Origin of the sequence: Providencia rustigianii DSM 4541 (assembly GCF_000156395.1) — a bacterium.
Lineage (GTDB): Bacteria > Pseudomonadota > Gammaproteobacteria > Enterobacterales > Enterobacteriaceae > Providencia > Providencia rustigianii.
In genome coordinates this window covers 411,290-435,303 of the sequence record NZ_GG703819.1, presented here as the reverse complement: position 1 = coordinate 435,303, position 24,014 = coordinate 411,290, and the positions used below count along the sequence as shown (strand labels likewise).

General features: G+C 43.7%; 24 protein-coding genes. 16 read left to right on the top strand and 8 right to left on the bottom strand.

All coding sequences use genetic code 11. From position 1 onward, the window contains the following. Nucleotides 1–196 precede the first annotated feature (196 nt). The 3 genes from PROVRUST_RS11925 to PROVRUST_RS11915 are packed head-to-tail and all read left to right on the top strand — an operon-like array spanning nucleotide 197 to nucleotide 3,608. On the top strand, nucleotides 197–1,231 hold the full coding sequence (locus PROVRUST_RS11925; protein WP_039855440.1) for a Fe(3+) ABC transporter substrate-binding protein: 1,035 nt from the start codon (nucleotides 197–199) through the stop codon (nucleotides 1,229–1,231). Then, the gene (locus tag PROVRUST_RS11920) at nucleotides 1,215–2,915 is read left to right on the top strand and encodes an ABC transporter permease (protein ID WP_006815083.1); all 1,701 of its coding nucleotides are present in this window, start codon (nucleotides 1,215–1,217) and stop codon (nucleotides 2,913–2,915) included. The genes PROVRUST_RS11925 and PROVRUST_RS11920 overlap by 17 nt, the downstream gene beginning before the upstream one ends. Before the next feature lie 18 nt (nucleotides 2,916–2,933). Beyond that, nucleotides 2,934–3,608, top strand: coding sequence for an ABC transporter ATP-binding protein (locus PROVRUST_RS11915; RefSeq protein ID WP_039855165.1), 675 nt, complete (start codon nucleotides 2,934–2,936; stop codon nucleotides 3,606–3,608). Between the two features lie 39 nt (nucleotides 3,609–3,647). Here PROVRUST_RS11915 and yegD read toward each other — a convergent pair whose 3' ends face one another. From yegD to nrfA, 8 genes are all read right to left on the bottom strand, one after another. Continuing rightward, nucleotides 3,648–5,000, bottom strand: coding sequence for a molecular chaperone (yegD, locus tag PROVRUST_RS11910; protein WP_006815081.1), 1,353 nt, complete (start codon nucleotides 4,998–5,000; stop codon nucleotides 3,648–3,650). Nucleotides 5,001–5,201: 201 nt separating this feature from the next. Next, nucleotides 5,202–5,600, bottom strand: a complete 399-nt coding sequence (locus tag PROVRUST_RS11905; RefSeq protein ID WP_006815079.1) for a hypothetical protein — start codon at nucleotides 5,598–5,600, stop codon at nucleotides 5,202–5,204. Between the two features lie 101 nt (nucleotides 5,601–5,701). Beyond that, nucleotides 5,702–6,775, bottom strand: a complete 1,074-nt coding sequence (gene nrfF / locus PROVRUST_RS20355; protein ID WP_006815078.1) for a heme lyase NrfEFG subunit NrfF — start codon at nucleotides 6,773–6,775, stop codon at nucleotides 5,702–5,704. Then, the gene (locus PROVRUST_RS11895; protein WP_006815077.1) at nucleotides 6,768–8,549 is read right to left on the bottom strand and encodes a heme lyase CcmF/NrfE family subunit; all 1,782 of its coding nucleotides are present in this window, start codon (nucleotides 8,547–8,549) and stop codon (nucleotides 6,768–6,770) included. The genes nrfF and PROVRUST_RS11895 overlap by 8 nt, the downstream gene beginning before the upstream one ends. 24 nt (nucleotides 8,550–8,573) lie before the next feature. Next, nucleotides 8,574–9,530, bottom strand: a complete 957-nt coding sequence (nrfD, locus tag PROVRUST_RS11890; RefSeq protein ID WP_006815076.1) for a cytochrome c nitrite reductase subunit NrfD — start codon at nucleotides 9,528–9,530, stop codon at nucleotides 8,574–8,576. Then, nucleotides 9,527–10,198, bottom strand: coding sequence for a cytochrome c nitrite reductase Fe-S protein (nrfC, locus tag PROVRUST_RS11885; protein WP_006815075.1), 672 nt, complete (start codon nucleotides 10,196–10,198; stop codon nucleotides 9,527–9,529). Before nrfC ends, nrfD begins: the two co-directional genes overlap by 4 nt. Further along, on the bottom strand, nucleotides 10,195–10,767 hold the full coding sequence (gene nrfB / locus PROVRUST_RS11880; RefSeq protein ID WP_006815074.1) for a cytochrome c nitrite reductase pentaheme subunit: 573 nt from the start codon (nucleotides 10,765–10,767) through the stop codon (nucleotides 10,195–10,197). The genes nrfC and nrfB overlap by 4 nt, the downstream gene beginning before the upstream one ends. A gap of 48 nt (nucleotides 10,768–10,815) precedes the next feature. Then, entirely contained in the window at nucleotides 10,816–12,249 is a 1,434-nt protein-coding gene (gene nrfA, locus PROVRUST_RS11875; RefSeq protein WP_006815073.1) for an ammonia-forming nitrite reductase cytochrome c552 subunit, read from the bottom strand. A gap of 756 nt (nucleotides 12,250–13,005) precedes the next feature. On the opposite strand from nrfA, the gene napF reads away from it, so the two are divergent. From napF to PROVRUST_RS11810, 13 genes are all read left to right on the top strand, one after another. Beyond that, nucleotides 13,006–13,497 (top strand): ferredoxin-type protein NapF, encoded by a 492-nt coding sequence (gene napF / locus PROVRUST_RS11870; RefSeq protein WP_006815072.1) that lies wholly within the window; start codon nucleotides 13,006–13,008, stop codon nucleotides 13,495–13,497. After that, on the top strand, nucleotides 13,487–13,750 hold the full coding sequence (gene napD, locus PROVRUST_RS11865; protein ID WP_039855161.1) for a chaperone NapD: 264 nt from the start codon (nucleotides 13,487–13,489) through the stop codon (nucleotides 13,748–13,750). The genes napF and napD overlap by 11 nt, the downstream gene beginning before the upstream one ends. After that, nucleotides 13,747–16,233: a nitrate reductase catalytic subunit NapA gene (napA, locus tag PROVRUST_RS11860; protein WP_006815070.1), complete on the top strand. Its 2,487-nt coding sequence runs from the start codon at nucleotides 13,747–13,749 to the stop codon at nucleotides 16,231–16,233. The genes napD and napA overlap by 4 nt, the downstream gene beginning before the upstream one ends. Before the next feature lie 6 nt (nucleotides 16,234–16,239). Further along, nucleotides 16,240–16,935 carry a ferredoxin-type protein NapG gene (napG, locus tag PROVRUST_RS11855; RefSeq protein ID WP_006815069.1) on the top strand — a complete coding sequence of 232 codons (696 nt, stop codon included), beginning with the start codon at nucleotides 16,240–16,242 and terminating at the stop codon, nucleotides 16,933–16,935. Then, nucleotides 16,922–17,785 (top strand): quinol dehydrogenase ferredoxin subunit NapH, encoded by an 864-nt coding sequence (gene napH / locus PROVRUST_RS11850; RefSeq protein WP_006815068.1) that lies wholly within the window; start codon nucleotides 16,922–16,924, stop codon nucleotides 17,783–17,785. The genes napG and napH overlap by 14 nt, the downstream gene beginning before the upstream one ends. Next, nucleotides 17,782–18,231 carry a nitrate reductase cytochrome c-type subunit gene (gene napB, locus PROVRUST_RS11845; RefSeq protein WP_006815067.1) on the top strand — a complete coding sequence of 150 codons (450 nt, stop codon included), beginning with the start codon at nucleotides 17,782–17,784 and terminating at the stop codon, nucleotides 18,229–18,231. Before napH ends, napB begins: the two co-directional genes overlap by 4 nt. A 9-nt stretch (nucleotides 18,232–18,240) precedes the next feature. Beyond that, nucleotides 18,241–18,843 carry a cytochrome c-type protein NapC gene (napC, locus tag PROVRUST_RS11840; protein WP_006815066.1) on the top strand — a complete coding sequence of 201 codons (603 nt, stop codon included), beginning with the start codon at nucleotides 18,241–18,243 and terminating at the stop codon, nucleotides 18,841–18,843. Nucleotides 18,844–18,983: 140 nt separating this feature from the next. After that, nucleotides 18,984–19,721 (top strand): heme ABC transporter permease, encoded by a 738-nt coding sequence (locus tag PROVRUST_RS11835; RefSeq protein WP_006815065.1) that lies wholly within the window; start codon nucleotides 18,984–18,986, stop codon nucleotides 19,719–19,721. After that, nucleotides 19,721–19,933 (top strand): heme exporter protein CcmD, encoded by a 213-nt coding sequence (ccmD, locus tag PROVRUST_RS11830; protein WP_006815064.1) that lies wholly within the window; start codon nucleotides 19,721–19,723, stop codon nucleotides 19,931–19,933. Before PROVRUST_RS11835 ends, ccmD begins: the two co-directional genes overlap by 1 nt. Then, nucleotides 19,930–20,409 (top strand): cytochrome c maturation protein CcmE, encoded by a 480-nt coding sequence (gene ccmE, locus PROVRUST_RS11825; protein ID WP_006815063.1) that lies wholly within the window; start codon nucleotides 19,930–19,932, stop codon nucleotides 20,407–20,409. Before ccmD ends, ccmE begins: the two co-directional genes overlap by 4 nt. Next, nucleotides 20,406–22,337 carry a heme lyase CcmF/NrfE family subunit gene (locus tag PROVRUST_RS11820; RefSeq protein WP_006815062.1) on the top strand — a complete coding sequence of 644 codons (1,932 nt, stop codon included), beginning with the start codon at nucleotides 20,406–20,408 and terminating at the stop codon, nucleotides 22,335–22,337. The genes ccmE and PROVRUST_RS11820 overlap by 4 nt, the downstream gene beginning before the upstream one ends. Next, nucleotides 22,334–22,891 (top strand): thiol:disulfide interchange protein DsbE, encoded by a 558-nt coding sequence (gene dsbE, locus PROVRUST_RS11815; RefSeq protein WP_006815061.1) that lies wholly within the window; start codon nucleotides 22,334–22,336, stop codon nucleotides 22,889–22,891. Before PROVRUST_RS11820 ends, dsbE begins: the two co-directional genes overlap by 4 nt. Further along, on the top strand, nucleotides 22,888–23,961 hold the full coding sequence (locus PROVRUST_RS11810) for a cytochrome c-type biogenesis protein CcmH (protein WP_006815060.1): 1,074 nt from the start codon (nucleotides 22,888–22,890) through the stop codon (nucleotides 23,959–23,961). The genes dsbE and PROVRUST_RS11810 overlap by 4 nt, the downstream gene beginning before the upstream one ends. Nucleotides 23,962–24,014: the final 53 nt, after the last annotated feature.

Genomic DNA, 24,014 nt, shown 5'->3' with positions numbered 1-24,014 from the left:
ACCTTATTCAAATAATAAAATCAATTATTCTGCATTAATTAATTTTAATTATTATTAATCTTGATTATTTACGAATGGAAATAATTTGCAAACGAGATTCGTTATCATATATACTTTTTTCGACTTACCAAAAATACTCAATAAATAAATTTAAGCATCACTTCACCTTGGAGAAGATCGCAATATGTTGAAAAAAATGTATTTTTTACGTAATAAGACTCGTTTAATTACATTGGCCTCATCGCTTATTGTTACCTGCGCATTGCCAGCGATGGCAAAAGATTCCCTGACTTTGTACACCACTCGCGAACCTGGATTAATCCAGCCGCTTCTGGATGCTTTTACGAAAGAAACCGCCATTGACGTGAATACTGTCTACATTAAAGATGGCATGTTAGAGCGTGTTAAAGCGGAAGGTAAAAATTCTCCAGCGGACTTATTAATGACAGTTGATGCTGGGAACTTAATTGATTTAGTTGATGCGGGTGTGACGCAACCGGTTCAATCTGAAGTATTAACTGAAGTGATCCCTGCTTCCTTACGTGATAAAGATAACCAATGGTTTGGCTTATCGATGCGTGCCCGCGTCTTGTATGCAGAAAAATCCATGCCATTAAGCAGCATTACTTATGAAAACTTAGCCGACCCACAATGGAAAGGTAAAATCTGTATTCGTGCAGGTCAACATCCATACAACACAGCGTTAGTTGCAGCGATGATCGCCCATGATGGTGAAGCGAAAACTGAAGCTTGGTTACGCGACGTGAAAAATAATTTAGCTCGTAAAGCAGCTGGTGGTGACCGTGATGTTGCTCGCGACATTCTGGGTGGTATCTGTGATGTGGGTTTAGCGAACTCCTATTATGTTGGTCACATGAAAAATGCCAAAGAGGGCACTGATGCCCGTCAATGGGGTGATGCAATTAAAGTGGTTCAGCCAACCTTCACCAATGGTGGCACTCACGTCAATATCACTGGCGCAGCGGTTGCTCGTAATGCACCACATAAAGAGCAAGCTGTGAAATTGATGGAATATCTGGTTTCAGTTCCGGCTCAACAGCTGTATGCACAAGCAAACTATGAATATCCAATCCGTAAAGGGGTTCCTTTGGATGCCACGATTAATAGTGCGATTGGTGAAATCAAAGTTGATAACATCCCACTGACTGAGATCGTTAAATACCGTAAACAAGCTAGCCAGTTGGTAGATAAAGTTGGATTCGATCAATAAAACAGGCTTATCCAATCAGCGTGGCGCCTTCGGGTTGCCACGTTTTGGTTTTTCGCCGTTAAGTATTTGTGTTGTGGTCATTACGCTTGGCGTGATGACCCCTTTATTATTTCTATTATGGCTTGCCGCAAGTTCGGGTGTCAGTCATTGGGAACACTTGCTGAAGTACGTATTACCGGACGCGACATTCAATACCCTGATGTTATTACTTGGTGTTGGCGTGTTGGTCATGGTTATCGGGGCAGGCTGCGCTTGGTTAGTCACGGCATTTGATTTCCCGGGAAAACGGCTATTCAGTTGGGCATTATTGCTTCCCCTTGCCATGCCTACCTATATTGTGGCATTTGCGTGGCTTGATTTACTGCATCCCATCGGCCCGATTCAAGAAGTTATTCGCAATTTATTAGGCTATAGCGGCCCTCGAGAGTTTAGGCTTCCTGACTTGCGCTCCATGACGGGGGCTATTTTATTATTGGGGCTGGTGCTATATCCCTACGTTTACCTCACCATGCGAGCCATGTTTATGAGCCAGCCAGCGCATTTATTGGAGGCCGCTCGTACTCTCGGATTGAGCTCGACAGGAACATTTTTCCGTGTTGCTCTACCCATGGCTCGTCCTGCGCTGGTGGTTGGAACGAGCTTAGCGCTACTCGAAACCCTCAATGATATCGGTGCTTCAGAATTCCTAGGTATCAACACCCTGACAGTCACGGTGTATACCACTTGGGTAACTCGTTCAGACCTAGCGGCAGCAGCGCAAATTGCGTGTTCGATGTTAACAGTGATTATTTTGCTGCTGGCCTTGGAATATTATGGACGCAAGAATCAACGTTATAGTACCGGTCGGCAAATGCGAGGAATTTTACCGACTCGGTTAACGGGCGTTCACGCGTGGTTGGCGACCTTATGTACTTTACTGCCCGTATTATTAGGCTTTGTTGCGCCGGCGCTATTTTTAGGCTGGGAAAGTATCAAGCGACTCAGCGATAGCATGGAAATCTCTACCAGCCTCCTACAATCATTACAAAATTCATTATTATTAGCGATGGGCGTGACCGTCGTGGTGACGTTGGTGAGTTTGATTGTGGCATGGTATGCGAGATCAAGTGCAATTTCTGGAGGCTCTCCAGAAACTCGACGTACATTAATGAAAGTGGCTTCACTGGGGTATGCCGTTCCGGGAACGGTGCTGGCTATTGGATTATTAACGCCGGGGATGGCATTGGATAATGTGTTGGCTGAATTATTCAATTATCGGGGCTTACCGTTGCTTTCGTCGGGAATTTTGTTAGTTATCTGCTGTTCTATCCGCTTTATGGCGATTTCGATAGGGGCGATTGATGCGGGATTAACCCGAATTCCACCGAGCATGGAACAAGCGTCAAGATTACTCGGAGAAAGTGAATCCAGAACCTTTTTCCGCGTACATTTGCCCTTGCTGCGCCCAGCATTAGTGACCAGTGCTTTATTGGTGTTTGCTGATGCGATGAAAGAGCTGCCAACCACATTGCTACTCCGTCCTGTTAACTTTGAAACATTGGCAACCTCATTGTATGCCGAAGCAGCACGAGGCACCTACGAAGAAGGAGCTATTGCTGCATTATTGATTGTATTGGCAGGAACGCTTCCCGTGATATTACTGGCGCGTAGTCAATTATCTTCATCCAAGTCAAAACAACAATAACTATAAGGAAGTCTCAAGGTGTCAGACACAATGTTAGTTCTTGATAATGTGCATGTCTCTTATGGGAGTAAACATCAACGTAATCATGTCTTGAATGGCTTTTCTTTGCACATAGGGGCAGGGGAAATTGGCTGTTTACTTGGTTCTTCTGGATGTGGTAAAACGACGGCATTACGTGCTATTGCTGGCTTTGAACATGTAGAGCAGGGCACGATTTATGTGGGCGGACGCTGTGTGGCAGGGGATGGAATTCATCTTCCCCCAGAACAACGTAATGTGGGCATGGTGTTTCAGGATTATGCGCTATTTCCTCATTTAACCGCGGCGCAGAATATTGCTTTTGGTTTGAGAAAACAGCCGAAAGAATATCAACATGCTCGGGTACATGAATTACTAGATTTAGTGGAGTTGAAAGAGCTGGCGGGTCGTTATCCTCATGAAATGTCTGGTGGACAGCAGCAACGTATTGCTTTAGCACGTGCCTTAGCGCCTCAACCTGCAGTCTTGCTTCTTGATGAACCATTATCGAGTTTAGACCCAGATAGCCGAAAACGTTTAGGGCAAGAAGTCAGAGATATTTTACGTGAAGCGGGACAAACTGCGTTGTTAGTGACCCACAGTGAAGATGAAGCGCAATTGATGGCAAGTAAAATCAGTTATCTGAAAGACGGACGATTGATATCTGAATCGTAAAATAACCATGCCGCTCAACGCGGCATAGTTATTGTTCAATTAGTTAAAACAAGTTTGTGCCCAGCGTGCTAAACCGGCGGTCACAGAACCGAAATCATCCCCACGAACAATCGGAATATTTGGCAACTGCTGTTGGATTGCCTGATGTAGGATTGGTGATCGCGCGCTTCCCCCAGTGACAAAAATCGCATCTGGCTGTACACCCCCCTGAATTACCGCTTCTTTGACTAATTCAATCATTTTGCTTTTTGGTGATTCAATGGACTCCACCATTTTTTCTCGACTGATATTCGTCTCCAGCAGCTCTTTGGCTAAAGGGATTTGGGCTAAATAGTTGAGATCATCGGATAAGGCAATTTTAGCTTCTTCTGCTTTACGTACAATGCGATATCCCAAGGTTTGGTGGTAAACCTCAAGTAATCGAGCGATAAGTGCTGGCTCTGCGGCATCTTGCTGTAAACGGGTTAAAGCTGTCAGGTTTGGTCGAGAATAAAACTCTTTTTGGGCTTCGACATTATTAATTGCAATAGGATTCCAAAATTGTAGCAGCGGCATTTTAATTCCAGATTGGTATTGGCTTTCCATACCAAACAGCTGCATGAGTTGTTTTAGTGCAATAAAGATATCGAGGTCATTACCACCCACACGTTGACCACTGTGGGCTAATAATGATTGAGTGCGGTCGTGGCTACCACGATAGCTTGGTCCCATCTGAATCAATGAGCAGTCGGTAGTACCGCCACCAATATCGACCACCAGAATGACTTGGTCTTGTGATAATGTTGCTTCATATTCCAATCCGGCTGCTACGGGTTCAAATTGAAATTCGATATTTTTAAATCCAGCCCGCTTAGCTGCCTTCATTAGAATGGCTTCTGCCTGCTGGTTAGCTAGCTCTCCACCGCGACCATGAAAGTTAATTGGGCGACCGATAACCGTATCGAGGATCTCTTGCTGGGTTGTCGCTTCTGCGGTGCGCTTAATATTCGCCATCATGGCACAAACGAGGTCTTCAAAGAAACTGACTTGTGTTTCATGAAGACCAGAGGCACCAAGGAATGATTTTGGGGATTTAACGTAATAAACATCCCGAGGGTCGCGTAGGTAAAGTTCCAATGCTGCCTGGCCAAAGACGATATCTTCAGGAACTAACTCAATGCCTTCCTCTTGGTTAAAGGCGATAGAGCGGCGTAAAATTTGCTGACCAATTTGGTCACTTGGAGAGATATTCAGATGACGAAATAAATGTTCAGAGACAGACTCTCTTGTCGGCGCACAAAGGGTTGATGGGATGTAAAAGTGATTTCCTTCTAACGGTAATAGTTGAGGATTTCCCTCTTTCATCATTGCGACAGAACAGTTAGATGTGCCGTAGTCAAAACCAATAAACATTTCGCCTCCAAAATTTAGGGTGCCAAGAAAAAAGTGGAAAACTGTATATCAAGCACAGCTGAATTGCTATCTGAACCGCATGTTTATTTTTGAGATTAAGCAAACTAGAAAGAATGAGGGCATGAATAATGGCAAGATTAGCTAATCAACCCAGTAATCACTTACTGGGGGAACTAATCATATTCTGTTAAGTATTAATTTTTATTTCTGACAATTTTTATTCCAGATAGAATTAAATTCATCAAGAGGAAATTCTATTCCCTCTCTCTCTAATAATGGAATAGAGACAATATTTCGGCCATCTTGGTGTTGATAGGTTTTTACGATAAAGCGGTGGTAATTATAGGTGTTTCTAGCGTCAAAAACGAGAACCTGACCGCAGACATACCCCAAGATACCATGATCGAGAGTTTCTCTTATTTCATGGTATTTAACGTCTTTAAATTCCACAGTTTTGGGATAATCTAAAAGATCCTCAACAGCAGCCTGTGATTTTTTGACAATATCTAAGTCCGGTGTGTAGTTAACCATCACCCCCGCTAAAAAAGCGCTACCCGCAATAAGCGTATAGACTAAGAGTGAAAACATCTTATTTTTCATAATATTGATTGTTCTAAATTAGAATATTTAACAATTAAATTTATTATTATTTTTTATCAATGTGAGTTATTGAGAAGAAAATAAAAGAGAAAGAAATTTTATTATTTGGCATTATTTTCCATTAATTTTGCCATTTGAATTGCTTCAATAATTTGTGCTCGATTAATTCGGCTACTATTGTTGTCGAGTAATGTTTGCCAGATATTAATCGCGGTAGCGTAGTTTGCATTCATAAATGCATCTGACGCTAATAACATGAGAGCGGTGACTTCATTTTCATCTAGACTCAGTGCTTTGTCTATCATTTTTTGCACATCATCCGTAAGCTGCTGTCCAGCTTGATAATATAATACGGCAGCAATAGCTGAATATAACTGTGCATTTTCGCCTGAATATTGTAAGGCATAACGGTAGGCTATTAAGGAATTTTGATAGCTATTTTGATATAAATAATATTCACCTAGCGTAGCCCATAGCTCGCTATTGTCAGGCGTCTGGCGAATATCGTCTTGCAAGCGTTGTAAGTCACGGGTCTCTTGTTGAAGAGGCGTAAAAGATTGCATGGGATCGGTCATCACTTGGTAGGACTCAAGTACTAATTGAAAACGAGGTAATGCAAAATAGCCTACCATGACAACGACTAAAATAAAGCTCATAAAAATATAATGATATTTAAACCATACAGATTTACTTAGTTCAGTATTTTTAATATCTAAAGGTAATAACTGACTTTCACTATAATCAGGATTATCAATCAATATTAATGAAGTTTCGGACTGATTATTTTTTTTCTTAAATAATCCGAATCGCCATAAAATAAATATTATAGTAATAATAGAGAGTAACGGTAGTAGCCATAATAATGATGTACCGAGAGAAAAGGGGGGATTGTATAATACAAAATTCCCATAGCGTTCGGTCATATAAGCGATAATCTGTGATTCTGTTTTCCCCTCAGCAACCATTTTAAAAACTTGATGGCGCATACTGACAGCGGTAGGGGCGTTTGATTCCAATAAATTTTGGTTTTGGCATTGTGGGCAACGTAGCTGAGAAGCAATCTGTAATGAGATTTCTTGTTCTTCAGAAGAGCTAAATTGCCATGTATCGACAATTTGAGCATGGACACTAAAAGTACAGATTAACAATAAAAGGCTAACAATGAACTTAACCATTTTTGCGTCCTCTACCCCAGCTAATCAATGCCCCAAAACACATAACGAAGCCACCTAGCCAAATCCATTGGATCCCATCTTGAACATAAAAACGCATAGCGTAACGATCAGAACCTGTTTTTTCCCCTAAAACCACATACCAGTTACGCAGCCAACCCCAATGGATCCCTGGCTCAATCATGAGTTGTTGTCGGGCTGAATATAAACGGCGCTCTGTAATGATATTAAACAGAGATTGATGATTTTGTTTAACCTGAATTAGCGCTTTTTCTGTGGTGTAATTCGATTCTGCGGCAAGTTGCAGCTGCTCAAATTTAAATTGATAACCCGCTAACGAGATAGATTGTCCAACGGAAATATTCAGGCTAACTTCATGTCGATTTGTGGTTGAAAGTAAAATACCTACAGCGAAGAGCAAAACCCCTGAGTGAGCCACTAAAGCAGGAAGTTTAGCCTTTAGGATGGTGCCAAATTGGCGATAGAGTGATGCCTTGCTGTTGGTATTAATCGTTCGATAATGAATAGTGCTTGCGAGAATAACCAGCAACATAATCAAACCAAACGGCAATAAGGCTTGATTGAAATAGGGCGCGCCTACCGATATTTTTCCTAACCCGAATAGCCCATAAATCATTGGGTAGAGTGTACCAATCAGCACAATCAATAGAACAATAGAAAATAGAATTAAGGCGAGTAATAAATAAATTTCTCGGGGTGCTTTTCTTTCTAAATGAGAGGGGGGAAATTTGGCTTTCCAGCCATAAATAAAGAGTGTGCCAAGGCTTAATACACTGAATAATAAAAACAGTGGAACCGCTCTGACATTATCTAAAGCAAACGCGTGAACCGAAACCAAGATCCCTGAGCGAACAATCAACGTACCGAGCAAGGCTAGAATGAGGGTCAATAGCGCTAATAACATTGACCAGTGGCGGTATAATCCGACTCTGCGGGTGATGGCTAAGCTATGTAATAGTGCGGTCGCCGAGAGCCATGGGAGCAACGATGCATTTTCGACGGGATCCCAAAACCACCATCCTCCCCAGCCTAATTCACTGTATGCCCACCAAGAACCCAGGATAATACCGCAAGTGAGTATGCACCAACTTGGAACTGCAAAGCGCCAACATAGGCGTCCAATCGCGGGGCTAGCATCATCGGATAAAATTGAAGGGTAAGCGAGTAACCAAGCTAATACTAATGCCGCGACTAACATTAAGCCACTGTAGCCGAGATACAGTAAAGGGGGATGCAGGATTAATCCCCAATGTTGCAACATCGGATTGAGATCTCGTCCCTCAATCGCAGGTGGAAAGATCCGTTCAAAGGGGTCGGAATAAAAGACGATAAACAGCAATAATGCCACGCTCATGGCGGCTAATATGGCGAGTGTTAGTGGGAAAAATGAACTATTTTGCTGGCGATAACGCCAAGCGAATAACGTACTCCAACCGGAAAAAAAGAGTACCCACAGAAGTAAAGAGCCTTCATGACCACCCCAAACAGCGGCAATTTTAATCACTAAAGGAGATAAGCGATGGCTATGTTGTGCTACATAAACTACCGAGAAATCACTGTTAATAAAACTAAGTGTTAGGCAAATAAAGGCAATGAGAAGAAAAATAAATTGTAGAGACGTGCAAAGCACGCCCCGAGACATTTGACTCTGAGCGTGTTTGAATGCTCCCACAATCCCACAGAAGGCGTGGAAACTGGTGATACACAGTGCCAGTAGTAGGCTGATAAAACCTATTTCTGGAAGAAAAATTTCCAAATATCACCTTTACTTATTAACGGGTTAGGCAACGGTTAATTGACCTGCATATAACACAAAGAAGCGCAGGAAAAACACCCCGATTAAGCTAGCACCACTGACGATTAACACTCGAAAAGCTTGGCTACTGTTTTGTTGCCATTTTTTCAATGCCAGTGGGATCACGAAGCCAACACCTATAACGCCAATCCAGAACCACCAAGTCCAGAAGCCGCCACCAAGAGCTGCAACTAATGAACGTAGTTTTCCATCATCCCCTAGCGCTAGGCCAATAAAAAATGCGGCCAGTAAAAACAGTTCTAACCAGACGACGAAACCTTCAACTTTATGTAAAAAAGTGGTTTCTTGGTTATGAATATTTTTACGATAGCGTAGGGCGATAGTCATTAAACAGACCGCTAACCCCGATGAAATTCCAGAGAATAAGAATAAAGCGGGCAGTATTGGGTTGTTTAAGAAAGGATAGGACTTTAACGCGGATAATAAAAATCCAGTGTAGGCGCCAAGTAATACCCCAAGTACCAGCATTGCGATATCTAGCGTACGAATTGCTCGATTTAACATGGCGAGTAGACGAGGGATCAGGGTGAGTTTAGGTAACCATTTTTGTTGTAGCGCTATCACCTCTTTTTCATAAATTTTAGCCAGCCAGACCACTAAAACAGCCATATATACCTGAAATAGCATAACCCCCATCGACATCACGGAGGTTGGACTATAGTGGAACATTAACTTCCAGAATGTCCATGGACGGGTCAAATGGAGGATCAGGATCAATAGACCGAGAATAATGGTGCTTGGTGCTAAAACTAAAGTGACTCGCATAATAGTGCTGTCACTGCCAGCGGCGTTAGGATAATAACGGCGCATTAGAACTGCGAGTACGACTAAGCCTGCGGAGATACCGATCAAAAATAGATATACCGCAATTGGCCAGTCCCAAACTAAGGATTCAAAATGGAAAGCTGAAGCAGTTGTCATTGGCTAACCTCTCCATATTTAAAGGGAACTCGGTACATTTTAGGTTTTGTACCAAGAGCGATTTTGAATCGATAAGTCGGTTTTTGGCTTAGCATCAAGGAGACGGCACTGTTTGGGTCGTCTAAATTACCAAAAACCAATGCCTTAGTTGGGCAAGCTTCAACACAAGCGGGTTGCTTACCTTTTTTAAGATTGGTTTTACGGCAAAAGTCGCACTTATCTGCAGTTTTGTTTATAGGATGGATAAATCTGACACGGTAAGGGCAAGCCGCAATACAGTATTGGCAGCCTACACACAAGTCAGGGTTAACATCGACGATCCCCGTTGCTTTATCGATGAATGACGCGCCAGTAGGGCACACATCGACACACGGGGCATGTTCACAATGCTGGCAAGAATGGCGGAAGAAACGATATTTGATATCAGGAAATTGACCAATCGGCTCACTACGAATAATGGTGAGCCTCGACACCCCTTCAGGCACTTGATTAACTTCACGACATGCATCCATACATGCGGTACAGCCAATACACAGATTTTCATCGTGGATCATGCCGTAGCGTACCCCATCAATCTTCATGGTATTGGCGAGGGATTGCCCCGCAATACCGCCTACCGCCGCCAGTGCTCCGGAATAAATAATGAATTGACGACGAGAACAACTCATGGCTGCTCCTTAAGCACATTGACCGCAGCAGGATTAAAATTCGGGTTATCCCGTTGGTCAGAGTGGCAATCAACACAAATTTTTACCCGACCTTTATCCGTCAACACTTTCATTGTGTCTTGCTGCGGATGAAGGTCATGACAGCTGGCACAAGCCACTTTCGTGACGTGGACGTCGTGTGGCCAGAATGCTTTTTGCAGTTGTTCCGGTAAGTGACAGGATAAGCAGACGCTATTTTGTTGCTCTACCGTGTACATTGGATTATTAAACCGCATCACATCCTTGACACCTTCGCGGTGATCAGGCCCCGGTTTACCATGACAGTTAGTGCAGGTCACGGGTAAATTGTTATTCGGGTTAATGACCTCAGCATGCGTACCGTGCATGCCTTCTTTATCGGGTTTATGGCAATCAAGGCAAGCTGCATCAGGGCTACGCTGCTGCGTCACCAACCAACGTCCATCTTTGGCAGCATCTTCCGCCATTTTCGGTGTCGCAGATGTAGCCATTGCCCATAACAAGCCTGATGCCAGCACCCCAGCAGTTAATAACGAACGTAGTACGCTCATATTCACTCCATTGGTTATCTCACCCCAGAATAACTGGGGTGATGTCGGTTATTTGGCTAACAGGTCGTTTTTACGTGCCTGTGCATCCCACTGTGGAACCACGGTTTTCAAAAACTCTTGTTTTTCGGCATTGATTTTTTGCATATCTAGGCCGATAGCTTGTTGAGCTTTTTCTTTCGTGGAGATATCTGGAATTGCAATTTCATGGGTAATTCCTTTAGAACCCAGTAAGCGCGCTAGTTTGGTACGGGCATCAGCGGCTTTATCCATCGCACCACCTAACATTCGTAAGCCTTCATCAGGAGCATGCATATGGATACCGTGCGAAGCGATAGCGAGATCCCAACGCCATTGAGCGTGGCGGATATCGGTTAAAATATCTTTCATCTCAGCATCCGTAGCGCCAGCATCCCAAGCGGCTTTGGCTTCAAAGTGAGCGCGCACTAACTGATCTTCCACTTTAAGCTTCATCTCTTGGATAGCTTTTTTACGTTCAGCAACGACCCCTTGTAGTTGTTCTTTACTTTGGGTATGGCAGCTACTGCAAGTTTGCTCAAAGTTATCGAATGGATTACCAATTTTATGGCTGGTGTATAGCTCGCCTTTTTCGTTTTGTAACTTAGGCATGTGGCAGTCAATACAAGTGACATTATTTTTACCGTGGATCCCTGCACTCCATGTTTCATATTCTGGATGCTGGGCTTTTATCATTGGTGCTTTTGATAGGGTGTTAGTCCAATCAGAAAAGGCGATATTGTCGTAGTACACTTCCATATCTTCGACTTTCGTACCGTTATCCCAAGGGAATTTTACGGATTTATTTTCACCAGAAAAATAGTATTCAACGTGGCATTGACCGCAAACCATCGATTGTTGGTCAAATCGACTGGCTTTATCGAAAGGTTTTCCGATGGTTTCCATAGCGCGTTCAGCGTAAGGACGTGACAGGGTTAATTCGGGTTTGCCTTTCGCAAACTCCGGAGAGTCTGTTTTATGGCAGTCAGCACAACCTAATACGTTAACAACTTCTGGACCACCTTTTGCCCATTTACCTTTAAAGTAGCCATCTTCGCCATGTTCCTGAATGAGTCTTGCGACATCAGGGCTTTTACAGCTCCAACATGCCATAGGAAGAGGCCCATCTTCAGCAGTCTTTGGTGCGCCTGTTCGTAATGTTTCTCGTACGTCAATAATCGCGTAAGCGTGACCTCGAGGTTTACTGTAGTCGCGGGAGAATGGATACCCTGCCCATAACACGACTAGGCGAGGATCTTCAGCAAGTGCATCTTCCCGTTGCGATTGTTCAGAAGTCGCTCTCCATGAATGATATTGATCTGGATGAGAAGCCTCGAAGGTTTCATTTCGAGCGTTAATTGTTGATGTAGTATCCTTAGTCGGAGTTTGTGCCTGAACAGAAGTAAATAGAAATATTCCTGCAAGCAAACTAAGTAAGTACAGTGCATTATTTCTTATCTTTGCCATAAGGGCCTCGAGTGAAGTAAGCCAGCCATCCCATTAGCTGTATTTATTTTTATATTTGATAACAATCGCACTATTGCTATCAGACAATAGCCAACTTATATAATTAACAAAAAACCACACTAAAAATATTGTTTTTGATCAATAGTTAATTTGAGTTTATTTTTTCGTGTCAAAAATTAATTAAAAATAAGTAAGATTAGTTATTTAAAAAATTATCTATTTTTGATTGTTAATTTTTATATTAAATAACTAGATAAGAATGGTTATTATTTTCTTTAACGGTTTTTTATGTCGTAATGGATTGATATTACATTGTATTTAATCTTAATTACTTAGTGGTGTAATTTTCATTGGTTAATTTTTGACTCAAAACATGCGTAATATCAAAAAAAGTAAATATAAATTTTCACAAAAATGCTCTTCATATACTACTTTAGTAGTATTAAATCAGATGAATTAAAAATAGTAATCTTAAAATTCAAGGTTAAATGCAAAAAACATATTTGCTAAATGTTAATGAATGATTATCAAACGACCTTAATTTGTTGTTTAAGAATATTTTTAGAATTTATTCATCAATAAAGTGGGGGACATCCCTTTTTTCCTAATAATAACGCCATCAAATTCATTACCTACTTGGTAGTATGTATTTTTGATAATTAGCTATTTAATATTCACGCTGAATATACATATAAAAATTACGGTTTATTAGTCTCTTTTAGCAGTTTTTGGTTGGGCAATGTAAAGGAAATAAACATGGTTGATATCACCCGTCGAGGAGTATTGACTGGCGCTTGGCGTAGTGCAGCCCCAGTAATTCGACCGCCATGGAGTGGTAGTGAGGCACGTTTTATTGAACTGTGTACTCGTTGTAACCAGTGTATCAAAAGTTGTGAAACGTCTATTTTACAACCGGGCCCTGGTGGCTATCCCATGGTTGATTTTCAGCGTGGTGAATGCACATTCTGTTATGCCTGTGCAGACGCTTGTCCTGAGCCTATTTTCCTTCCTCAAAATACCCAGCCTTGGAACATTACGGTTTCTATCGGGCAAAATTGTCTTGCCTATAAATACATAGAGTGTCGGCGTTGTGAAGACAGTTGCGAGCCGCAAGTGATCTCTTTCCCGCCGTCGCTGTCAGGTATTTATCAGCCAAAAATCGAAATGCAGGGCTGTACAGGTTGTGGCGCCTGTGTAGCAGGATGCCCCGTATCAGCCATTACCGTGGAGCATGAAGATGCACAATAATTGGCAAGTTTGCAGCTTGATTGTTCAAGTAAAAAGTGAACGAATCCCCGCTGTAACTAAAGAATTAAATCAATTTCCTAACTGCGAAGTCGCTATTTCCTCTCCAGAAAATGGCAAATTAATTGTGGTCGTGGAAGGGGAAGATAGCAAAACGTTATTAGATACCATTGATTTAGCACGTAATATCGATGGTGTATTGGATGTTTCACTGGTTTATCACCAGCAGGATGAGCAATGTGAGGAAAAAGTATGAAACTCAGTCGTCGTAGCTTTATGAAAGCCAATGCGATAGCGGCCGCTGCTGCGGCGGCAGGCATTGGTGTACCAAGTATTGCGAAAGCAGTGGTTGGTCAACAAGAAAGTATCAAATGGGATAAAGCACCTTGCCGTTTCTGTGGAACCGGTTGTGGCGTTTTAGTGGGAACACAAAATGGACGCATCGTAGCGAGCCAAGGTGACCCTGAAGCGCCAGTAAACCGTGGTCTCAACTGTATTAAAGGGTATTTCCTGCCAAAAATTATGTATGGAAAAGACCGTTTAACTCAGCCGCTGCTGCGTATGAAAGATGGCGAATATGATAAAAATGGTGAATTTACCCCAATTACTTGGGATAAAGCCTTTGATATCATGGAAGAAAAAGTAAAAACCACCCTAAAAGAGAAAGGTCCTGAAGGTATCGGGATGTTTGGCTCAGGTCAATGGACTGTATGGGAAGGTTATGCGGCTTCTAAGTTATTCAAAGGGGGCTTCCGCTCGAATAACCTCGATCCGAACGCTCGCCATTGTATGGCTTCCGCAGTGGTTGGTTTTATGCGTACTTTTGGTATGGATGAACCGATGGGTTGTTATGATGATATTGAACACGCAGACGCTTTTGTGCTGTGGGGTTCAAACATGGCAGAAATGCACCCAATCTTATGGTCGCGTATTACTAACCGCCGTTTATCTAACCCTGATGTGCGGGTTGCTGTTCTTTCTACTTATAAGCATCGTAGTTTTGAATTAGCAGATAACGGTATTGTCTTTACGCCACAATCAGACTTAGTGATCCTTAACTATATTGCAAACTACATTATTCAAAATAATGCAGTGAATCAGGAATTCCTTGATAAGCACGTTAATTTACGTCGCGGTGCAACGGATATTGGTTATGGCTTACGCCCAACACATCCTTTAGAACAGAAAGCTAAAAACCCAGGTTCTGATGCGTCTGAACCGATGACGTGGGATGAATATAAAGCGTTTGTCGCAGAATATACTCTCGACAAAACCGCCGAAATGACTGGCGTACCAAAAGATCAATTAGAAGATTTAGCGAAGTTATATGCTGACCCGAATGTGAAAGTAGTTTCTTACTGGACCATGGGCTTTAACCAGCATACACGTGGGGTTTGGGCAAATAACCTAGCGTATAACTTGCATCTTTTGACCGGAAAAATCTCTCAGCCGGGTTGTGGTCCATTCTCATTGACGGGTCAGCCATCTGCGTGTGGTACTGCCCGTGAAGTGGGAACTTTCTCACACCGTTTACCGGCAGACATGGTAGTGACTAACGAAAAACACCGTGAAAAAGTCGAAAATGTGTGGAAACTGCCTGCTGGAACTATTCCTGAAAAAGTCGGCTTACATGCTGTTGCCCAAGACCGTGCATTGAAAGATGGCAAACTCAATTTCTATTGGGTGATGTGTAACAACAATATGCAAGCAGGCCCGAACATTAATGAAGAACGGATGCCTGGCTGGCGTGACCCTCGTAACTTTATTGTGGTCTCTGATCCCTATCCAACGGTCAGTGCATTAGCTGCCGACTTGATTTTACCAACCGCAATGTGGGTAGAAAAAGAGGGGGCTTATGGTAACGCAGAACGCCGCACTCAATTCTGGCGTCAACAAGTACCGGCACCGGGTGAAGCAAAATCTGACTTAATGCAGATGGTGTTATTCTCTCGCCGTTTTAAAGCGGAAGAGGTTTGGCCTGAAGAGTTATTAGCGAAAAAACCAGAATATCGAGGCAAAACCTTGTACGACATTCTGTTTGCTAATGAATCTGTAACTAAATTCCCAATTACTGAATTGGCTCCAGACCAACTGAATGATGAATCTCGCGAACTGGGCTTCTATCTGCAAAAAGGTTTGTTTGAAGAGTACGCAAGTTTTGGTCGTGGGCATGGTCACGATCTAGCTGATTTCGATGCTTATCATAAAGCTCGCGGTATTCGCTGGCCAGTGGTGGATGGTAAAGAGACTCAGTGGCGTTACAGCGAAGGTAATGACCCATATGTGAAAGCGGGGCAAGGTTATCAGTTCTACGGTAAGCCAGACGGAAAAGCGGTTATTTTTGCATTACCGTTTGAGCCTGCGGCTGAAGTACCTGATGACGAATATGACTTATGGTTATCCACTGGGCGTGTTCTTGAGCATTGGCATACCGGTAGTATGACTCGCCGTGTGCCTGAACTACACCGTGCATTCCCTGAGTCTGTTGTTTTCATGAATCCACTGGATGCAAAAGCGAAAGATTTGCGTCGTGGTGACAAAGTGAAAGTGCTTTCTCGTCGTGGTGAAGTGCTGTCCACCGTCGAAACACGTGGACGAAATAGACCACCGAAAGGTTTGATTTATATGGCATTCTTCGATGCTTCTCAGCTAGTGAATAACCTCACGCTAGATGCAACGGATCCGCTATCTAAAGAAACGGATTACAAAAAATGTGCCGTTAAACTGGAAAAGGTGTAATTGCGTATGTCCCAGAAACCGGGTTCCCAGAATAGTCGCCGCCGTTTTTTGCGTGATGTTGCTCGCGCAGCGGGTGGATTGGCGGCTGTTGGTGTGGTACTGGGGCTACAGCAACAAACTTCCCGAGCGAGCGGAGTGCATCTTCGCCCGCCGGGAGCCTTAGATGAGCGTGCATTTGCTAATGCTTGTGTCCGCTGTGGCCAATGTGTACAGGCGTGTCCGTATGACATGCTGAAGTTGGCGACCTTAGCATCAGGTATGGCAGCCGGTACTCCGTATTTTATCGCCCGTGAAAACCCTTGCGAAATGTGTGAAGACATTCCTTGTGCCAAAGTGTGCCCAAGTGGTGCTCTGGATAAAGAAATTGCTTCTATCAATGATGCACGAATGGGATTGGCAGTGTTACTCGATCATGAAAATTGCTTAAATTTTCAAGGGCTAAGATGTGATGTATGTTACCGCGTTTGCCCATTGATTGATGAAGCGATCACATTGGAACTTGAGCAAAACCATCGAACCGGTAAACACGCGCGTTTCTTACCCACGGTGAACAGCGAATACTGCACAGGCTGCGGTAAATGCGAACAGGCCTGTGTGTTAGAAGAATCGGCAATCAAAGTCTTGCCAAGATCGTTAGCGAAAGGTGAGTTAGGGCATCATTACCGCTTTGGTTGGCTGGAGGGAAACAATGGCAAATCGTAAACACGATGCCGGACGTGAGGCTCTGGCAAAAAAAGGGTGGTGGAGAAGCCATAAATGGTTGGTATTAAGGCGCACCAGTCAGTTGCTTGTGCTCGCTATGTTTCTAAGTGGTCCATGGTTTGGTGTGTGGATCTTACATGGAAACTACAGCAGCAGCTTATTGCTTGATACTGTGCCATTAACTGATCCACTGATTACGTTAGAAAGCTTAGCAAGTGGTTACTTACCGGGAATCTCTGCGTTAATCGGTGCTGGGATTGTCTTCGGGGTATATGCCCTGTTAGGAAAGCGTATTTTCTGTAGTTGGGTATGCCCAGTGAATCCGATCACGGATGCGGCAGCTTGGTTGCGTCGAAAATTCGAATTTAATCAATCTGCGACGATCCCGCGTTATATCCGTTACGTTTTGCTGGTCATTATTTTAGTCGGTTCAGCGATTAGCGGTACATTATTGTGGGAGTGGATTAACCCAGTTTCACTGATGGGGCGTAGCCTAATTTTTGGTTTTGGTAGCGGCGCTTTAGTTTTAATTGCACTTTTTTTATTTGATTTACTGGTTGTGGAACATGGTTGGTGCGGTCATCTTTGCCCGCTCGGCGCACTGTATGGTGTGGCGGGATGTAAAGGCGCACTGGTAGTGACAGCACATAAAAAAGAGCAGTGTAACCGCTGTATGGACTGTTTCCACGTTTGTCCGGAACCGCAAGTTTTGCGGACGCCGGTTCTTGATAAACAAGCCCCTGCACAGATCCTCGCAAAAGATTGCACCACTTGCGGTCGTTGCGTCGATGTCTGTGCTGAGGACGTTTTTAAAATAACACTAAAATGGAGTTCGGGAGCTAAATCATGAAAAACCCTGTCCTGAAAAAAACGTTAAGCCGTTGGATAGCGGGTATGGCCGTTGTTGTGAGCAGTTTTGCTTGGGCGGCTAATGGTGTCGATCTGACCCAATCACCCGAAGTGTCTGGCACTCCAGAGGGCGGCATTCATATTCCTAAAGAACAGGAAAAAATGGCGCTGAATTATGTTAACCAACCACCAATGATCCCTCATAGCGTGGAAGGCTATCAAATTACTACCAATACCAACCGCTGTTTACAGTGCCACGGTGTTGAAAACTACCGAACTACTGGCGCACCAAGAATCAGTCCAACTCACTTTATGGATGCGACGGGTAAAGTCTTAGGTGAAGTGTCGCCAAATCGTTATTTCTGTTTACAGTGTCACGTACCACAATCTGATACTGCGCCGATTGTGGATAATACATTCACCCCATCCAAAGGCTTTGGGAAATAAGGGGCAGATATGACGAATAAAAGTGATAAGCCGGGTATCATTCGCCGCGTCTGGCAGTGGTGGCGACGTCCTAGTCATCTAGCTCTAGGAACCTTGCTATTGATTGGTTTCGTGGGTGGTGTGATTTTCTGGGGTGGATTTAATACCGGAATGGAAAAGGCCAATACGGAAGAATTCTGTATTAGCTGCCATGAGATGCGTGAAAATGTCTATGAAGAGTATATGGATACTATCCACTATACTAACCGTAGCGGTGTGAGAGCGACTTGCCCAGATTGCCACGTCCCTCATGAGTTTGTGCCGAAGATGGTGAGAAAAATCAAAGCGAGTAAAGAGCTTTATGGAAAGATTTTTGGGGTCATTGATACACCGCAAAAATTCGAAGCTCATCGACTTGAAATGGCTCAAAATGAGTGGCGGCGTATGAAGGATAATAATTCTCAAGAATGTCGTAATTGCCATAACTTTGAGTATATGGATTTCACCGCGCAAAAAAGTGTGGCAGCCAAAATGCATGACCAAGCACTCAAAGACGGTAAAACCTGTATTGATTGTCATAAAGGTATCGCACATAAGCTACCTGATATGCGAGAAGTTGAACCGGGCTTTTAATTGAGTAGGCTAGTTGGCTTGAAAGGGGCAGCTAGCCTAAGTTATATTTGTGTTAAATCAATAAAGTTACGCTAGTTTTGTGTATTGTAGGTAGCATAAGCAAACCGCGTTATAGCGGGATAAATCGGGGCTATTAAACTATGTGGAAAAAGCTTCACCAACTTGCCATTCCAATGAACCTGTATCGATTATGCGGGCAATTAGCGCCGTGGTTTATTGTGTTAAGTGTGGTCTTTCTTGCGGTAGGTTGGATCTGGGGTTTTGGTTTTGCGCCCACGGATAAAACACAAAGTGATAGTTACCGGATCATATATATTCACGTCCCTGCCGCTATGTGGTCGATGGGGATTTATGCCACGATGGCAATTACCGCTTTTGTTGGCTTAGTCTGGCAAATGAAGGTATCCGAAGTCGCTATAGCAGCAATGGCACCTGTTGGCGCAGTGTTTACGTTTATTGCGTTAGTCACTGGCGCAACATGGGGTAAACCGATGTGGGGTGCTTGGTGGGTATGGGATGCACGATTAACCTCTGAATTAATTCTCTTTTTCCTGTATGTTGGGGTTATTGCCTTATGGCATGCTTTTGATGACCGCCGGACCGCAGGGAAAGCCGCCGCCATTTTAGTGCTTATTGGTGTGATTAACTTACCGATCATTCACTATTCTGTTGAATGGTGGCAAACTTTGCATCAGCCATCAACCCGTATGCAAGAAAGTATTAATCCTGCGATGCGTACGCCATTGCGTTTCGCGATTTTGGGATATCTCTTTTTGTTTATCTCCTTAACACTCATTCGTTTGCGTAATCAACTTTTATTGCTGGAGCGTAATCGTCCATGGGTTCTAGATATCGTGAATAAGAGAGGAAAAAAATAATGAATAGCGCCTTTGCCTCTTGGTCCGATTTTTTTGCCATGGGGGGATACGGATTTTATGTCTGGCTTGCAGTGGTTTTGACCATATTGCCTATTTTAGGCTTGTGTTTTCATACCTTTATCCAACGAAAAATGATTATCAACTCAATCATTCAGCAGCAAACGCGGGAAGCGAGACAAAAAGCTGCAAGAGTGCGTAGGGAGTCTCTATGAATATTCGTCGTCGTAATCGATTGTGGCTTATTTCATCGATAGTTCTTGGTGTAGGGCTAACCTTCTCTTTGGTGCTGTACGCCTTAAGTTCGAACATTGACCTATTTTATACTCCTGGCGAAATTATTTACGGTAAACGGGAAACTCAAAAAGTCCCTGAAGTTGGTCAGCGGTTGCGTGTCGGTGGCATGGTGATGCCGGGTTCTGTTGTCCGTGATCCCGATTCATTGAAAGTGACGTTTACCGTTTATGATGCTGAGGCTGAAATTGATGTGACCTATAGCGGCACATTGCCAGACTTATTTAAAGAAGGGCAAGGGGTCGTGGTTCAAGGGGAGTTAGAACCGAATAATCATGTATTAGCAAAAGAAGTGTTAGCCAAACATGATGAAAATTATACACCTCCAGAAGTCGAACACGCGATGCAAGAGAATCATAAACGACCAGAGGCAGTGTATAAGGACAATGCATCATGATCCCAGAGATTGGTAATATCCTGCTGTGTTTAGCACTTGGGATCGCCGTATTACTCTCTTTTTATCCGTTATGGGGGGTTGCCCGTAATGATGCTCGCTTGATGGGATCGTCCCGAGTGCTTGCATGGCTACTGTTTCTTTGTGTCACCGGGGCCTTTTTAGTTCTCATCAATGCCTTTGTGGTGAATGATTTCTCTGTCACTTATGTGGCGAATAACTCAAATACTCAACTCCCTATCTGGTACCGTGTTGCAGCAACATGGGGTGCTCATGAAGGCTCATTACTTTTATGGGTTTTATTGATGAGCGGCTGGACATTTGCTGTTGCCCTCTGTAGCCATCGCATGCCATTAGATATTGTGGCTCGCGTATTAGCGATTATGGGAATGGTGAGTGTTGGGTTTTTACTGTTTATTATTTTCACCTCAAATCCATTTTCGCGGACGTTACCGTCATTCCCGATTGAAGGGCGAGACTTAAACCCTCTGCTGCAAGATCCCGGACTAATTTTCCATCCACCATTATTGTATATGGGATATGTGGGCTTCTCTGTAGCATTCGCGTTTGCTATCGCTGCACTGTTAAGTGGACGATTAGATAGCTCCTTTACTCGCTTTGCTCGTCCTTGGACATTAGCCGCTTGGTTCTTTTTAACCCTCGGGATCATGCTAGGTTCCGCGTGGGCGTATTATGAATTAGGTTGGGGAGGCTGGTGGTTCTGGGATCCGGTAGAAAATGCTTCCTTTATGCCATGGTTGGTGGGGACGGCACTGATCCACTCATTATCCGTGACTGAGCAGCGCGCTACGTTCAAAGCATGGTCGCTGTTATTGTCTATTTTTGCTTTCTCATTGTGTTTATTAGGAACGTTCTTGGTGCGTTCCGGTGTCTTGGTTTCTGTGCATGCCTTTGCTTCTGACCCAGCTCGTGGGCTATTTATCTTAGCCTTTATGATACTGGTGATTGGCGGCTCACTGTTGGTCTTTGCTGTCCGTGGGCATAAGGTTCGTTCCAAAGTTAATAATGCACTTTGGTCGCGTGAATCTCTGCTATTGGGGAACAACGTGATCCTTACCGCCGCGATGCTGGTGGTGCTGCTAGGCACATTATTACCCTTGATTCACAAACAAATTGGTTTGGGAACCATTTCGATTGGCGAGCCATTTTTCAATACCATGTTTATCGCCTTGATGGTGCCATTTGCCCTGCTCTTAGGAATTGGACCGCTGGTTCGCTGGGGAAGAGATCGCCCAGCTGCGATTAAAAAGTTGTTAATCATGGCGCTCGTGCTGACATTGATCCTCTCTTTTGTGCTGCCTTGGTTAATGCAAGATCGCGTAGAAGCGTTGACGGTGCTGGGATTGATGATGGCGTGCTGGATTGTCATTTTGGCCTTTGCTGAAATGAAAGTTCGCATTAGCAAAAAAATAAAACTCACACCAAGCTACTGGGGAATGGTTTGTGCTCACCTTGGTTTGGCGGTGACTATTGTCGGGATTGCTTTTAGCCAGAATTACAGTATTGAGCGAGATGTCAAAATGAAGGCCGATGATAGTGTGACTATCCGCGCTTATACTTTTGTATTTAATGGGGTGCATGAAGCCGATGGTCCAAATTACCAAGGGGTAATTGGAACACTGACCGTGAAAGAGAATGACAAGGTTATTGCAACATTACACCCAGAAAAACGATTTTACAGTACCAGCCGTGCGGTGATGACTGAAGCCGCAATCGATGGTGGTTTTGCCCGAGACCTGTATGCCGCATTAGGTGAGGAAATATCACCCAATGTTTGGACGTTACGCTTATATTACAAACCGTTTGTTCGCTGGATTTGGTCAGGTGGTGTGTTGATGTCGATTGGTGCGCTCTTTTGTTTGTTTGATCCGCGCTATCGTCGTCGTAAATCACAGGGGGAAACAGTATGAATCGCAAAATCTTTTTAATTCCTTTGGCTATTTTTGCGGTCATTGCAGCTGTCCTGCTGTGGCAGTTAGTCCGTAATGCCGAAGGGGATGATCCTCGTTTATTAGAGTCGGCATTGATTGGTAAACCGGTACCCGTTTTCCGTTTGGAATCCTTAGAAAATCCGGGGCAAGAATATGACTCCAAGGTGCTTATTCAAGGTCAGCCTATACTGTTAAATGTTTGGGCAACGTGGTGCCCAACCTGCCGTGCAGAACATCAATATTTGAACCAATTAGCCGCTCAAGGTATCCGTGTTGTCGGCCTTAATTATAAAGATGATCGCCAAAAAGCGATTGTTTGGCTGCGTGAACTGGGGAATCCCTATGCGTTGAGCCTATTTGATGGGCAAGGGATGCTTGGATTAGATCTTGGGGTGTATGGCGCGCCTGAAACGTTTTTAATCGATGGGCAAGGGATTATTCGTTATCGCCATGCCGGTGCTGTTGATGAACGTGTTTGGCAAAATGAACTTAAGCCTCTGTGGGATAAATACAGCAAGGAGAGTACGCAATGAGATATGTAATTGCCTTGCTGATGTGGGGATTGAGTGCGGGGATGAGTTTTGCAGCGACGGAGGTATTTACCTTCGACAATGAGCAGAAAGAGCAGCAATTCCGTAAATTAACAGAAGAGTTACGTTGCCCAAAATGCCAAAATAACAGTATCGCTGATTCTAACTCGATGATCGCCTTAGACTTGCGCCAGAAAGTGTATGAATTGATGCAGGAAGGGAAAAATCGAGATGAAATTGTCGATTATATGGTGGCGCGTTACGGTTATTTCGTCACGTATAACCCGCCATTAACCCCGCTGACTGTAGCCTTATGGGGAATGCCATTTATCGCTATCGCCATTGGCGGCTGGATTATTTTTGCGCGCTCGAAAAAACGCGTAAGAGTGAGTAAAAATAGTCAGCAAGATGATACCGAAACATTGCCGGAAGCGACACGAGCAAGTTTTTGGGTGTATGTTCCCGGGATCGTTATTGCGCTGGGTATTACGGGTGCAGCCTATTATCAAGTCGGTAACTATAAAAAAGTGGCTGACTGGAATGTGGCTTATCAGCAAGCCCCTGAATTATTGGATAGAGCGTTAAATGCCAATGAACTTCCTCTGAATAATGAAGAGATGGAGAACTTGGCGTTAGGGCTGAGAACACGCTTACAGGAAGATCCGCAGAATATTGATGGATGGGTGATGTTAGGGCGCATCGGTATGGTTCTCGGTAATGCGACAATGGCAACCGATGCCTATGGTCGAGCGTATCGCTTATCTCCAGAAGATGATGCTGTCGCATTGGGGTATGCTGAGGTATTAACGCGTTCATCAGATCCCAGTGACAATCAGGAGGGTAATGAGTTACTCAAAAAATTGATCGCTAAAAACCGGACGAATGTTAAAGCACTGAGTTTATTTGCGTTCAATGCTTTTGAACAAGAACGTTACCCTGAAGCCATTTCGGCATGGCAGATGATGTTAAAATTGCTTCCTGAGAATGACCAGCGCCGAGCTATAATCGAGCGCAGTGTCGAGCAAGCTTTAATGATGCTGCATGAGAAAAAAGGTGTCGCGGCAGAGAAATAATATTTCTACATTAACGATGATTGTTGACCATAACGGGAGCTTAGGCTCCCGTT

Bases quoted from the DNA above. Each gene is read 5' to 3' on its own strand.
- PROVRUST_RS11925 (WP_039855440.1), top strand. From the start codon at position 197: ATGTATTTTTTACGTAATAAGACTCGTTTAATTACATTGGCCTCATCG.
- yegD (WP_006815081.1), bottom strand. From the start codon at position 5,000: ATGTTTATTGGTTTTGACTACGGCACATCTAACTGTTCTGTCGCAATG.
- PROVRUST_RS11905 (WP_006815079.1), bottom strand. From the start codon at position 5,600: ATGAAAAATAAGATGTTTTCACTCTTAGTCTATACGCTTATTGCGGGT.
- nrfF (WP_006815078.1), bottom strand. From the start codon at position 6,775: ATGGTTAAGTTCATTGTTAGCCTTTTATTGTTAATCTGTACTTTTAGT.
- nrfD (WP_006815076.1), bottom strand. From the start codon at position 9,530: ATGACAACTGCTTCAGCTTTCCATTTTGAATCCTTAGTTTGGGACTGG.
- nrfC (WP_006815075.1), bottom strand. From the start codon at position 10,198: ATGAGTTGTTCTCGTCGTCAATTCATTATTTATTCCGGAGCACTGGCG.
- nrfB (WP_006815074.1), bottom strand. From the start codon at position 10,767: ATGAGCGTACTACGTTCGTTATTAACTGCTGGGGTGCTGGCATCAGGC.
- nrfA (WP_006815073.1), bottom strand. From the start codon at position 12,249: ATGGCAAAGATAAGAAATAATGCACTGTACTTACTTAGTTTGCTTGCA.
- napF (WP_006815072.1), top strand. From the start codon at position 13,006: ATGGTTGATATCACCCGTCGAGGAGTATTGACTGGCGCTTGGCGTAGT.
- napD (WP_039855161.1), top strand. From the start codon at position 13,487: ATGCACAATAATTGGCAAGTTTGCAGCTTGATTGTTCAAGTAAAAAGT.
- napA (WP_006815070.1), top strand. From the start codon at position 13,747: ATGAAACTCAGTCGTCGTAGCTTTATGAAAGCCAATGCGATAGCGGCC.
- napG (WP_006815069.1), top strand. From the start codon at position 16,240: ATGTCCCAGAAACCGGGTTCCCAGAATAGTCGCCGCCGTTTTTTGCGT.
- napH (WP_006815068.1), top strand. From the start codon at position 16,922: ATGGCAAATCGTAAACACGATGCCGGACGTGAGGCTCTGGCAAAAAAA.
- napB (WP_006815067.1), top strand. From the start codon at position 17,782: ATGAAAAACCCTGTCCTGAAAAAAACGTTAAGCCGTTGGATAGCGGGT.
- napC (WP_006815066.1), top strand. From the start codon at position 18,241: ATGACGAATAAAAGTGATAAGCCGGGTATCATTCGCCGCGTCTGGCAG.
- PROVRUST_RS11835 (WP_006815065.1), top strand. From the start codon at position 18,984: ATGTGGAAAAAGCTTCACCAACTTGCCATTCCAATGAACCTGTATCGA.
- ccmD (WP_006815064.1), top strand. From the start codon at position 19,721: ATGAATAGCGCCTTTGCCTCTTGGTCCGATTTTTTTGCCATGGGGGGA.
- ccmE (WP_006815063.1), top strand. From the start codon at position 19,930: ATGAATATTCGTCGTCGTAATCGATTGTGGCTTATTTCATCGATAGTT.
- PROVRUST_RS11820 (WP_006815062.1), top strand. From the start codon at position 20,406: ATGATCCCAGAGATTGGTAATATCCTGCTGTGTTTAGCACTTGGGATC.
- dsbE (WP_006815061.1), top strand. From the start codon at position 22,334: ATGAATCGCAAAATCTTTTTAATTCCTTTGGCTATTTTTGCGGTCATT.
- PROVRUST_RS11810 (WP_006815060.1), top strand. From the start codon at position 22,888: ATGAGATATGTAATTGCCTTGCTGATGTGGGGATTGAGTGCGGGGATG.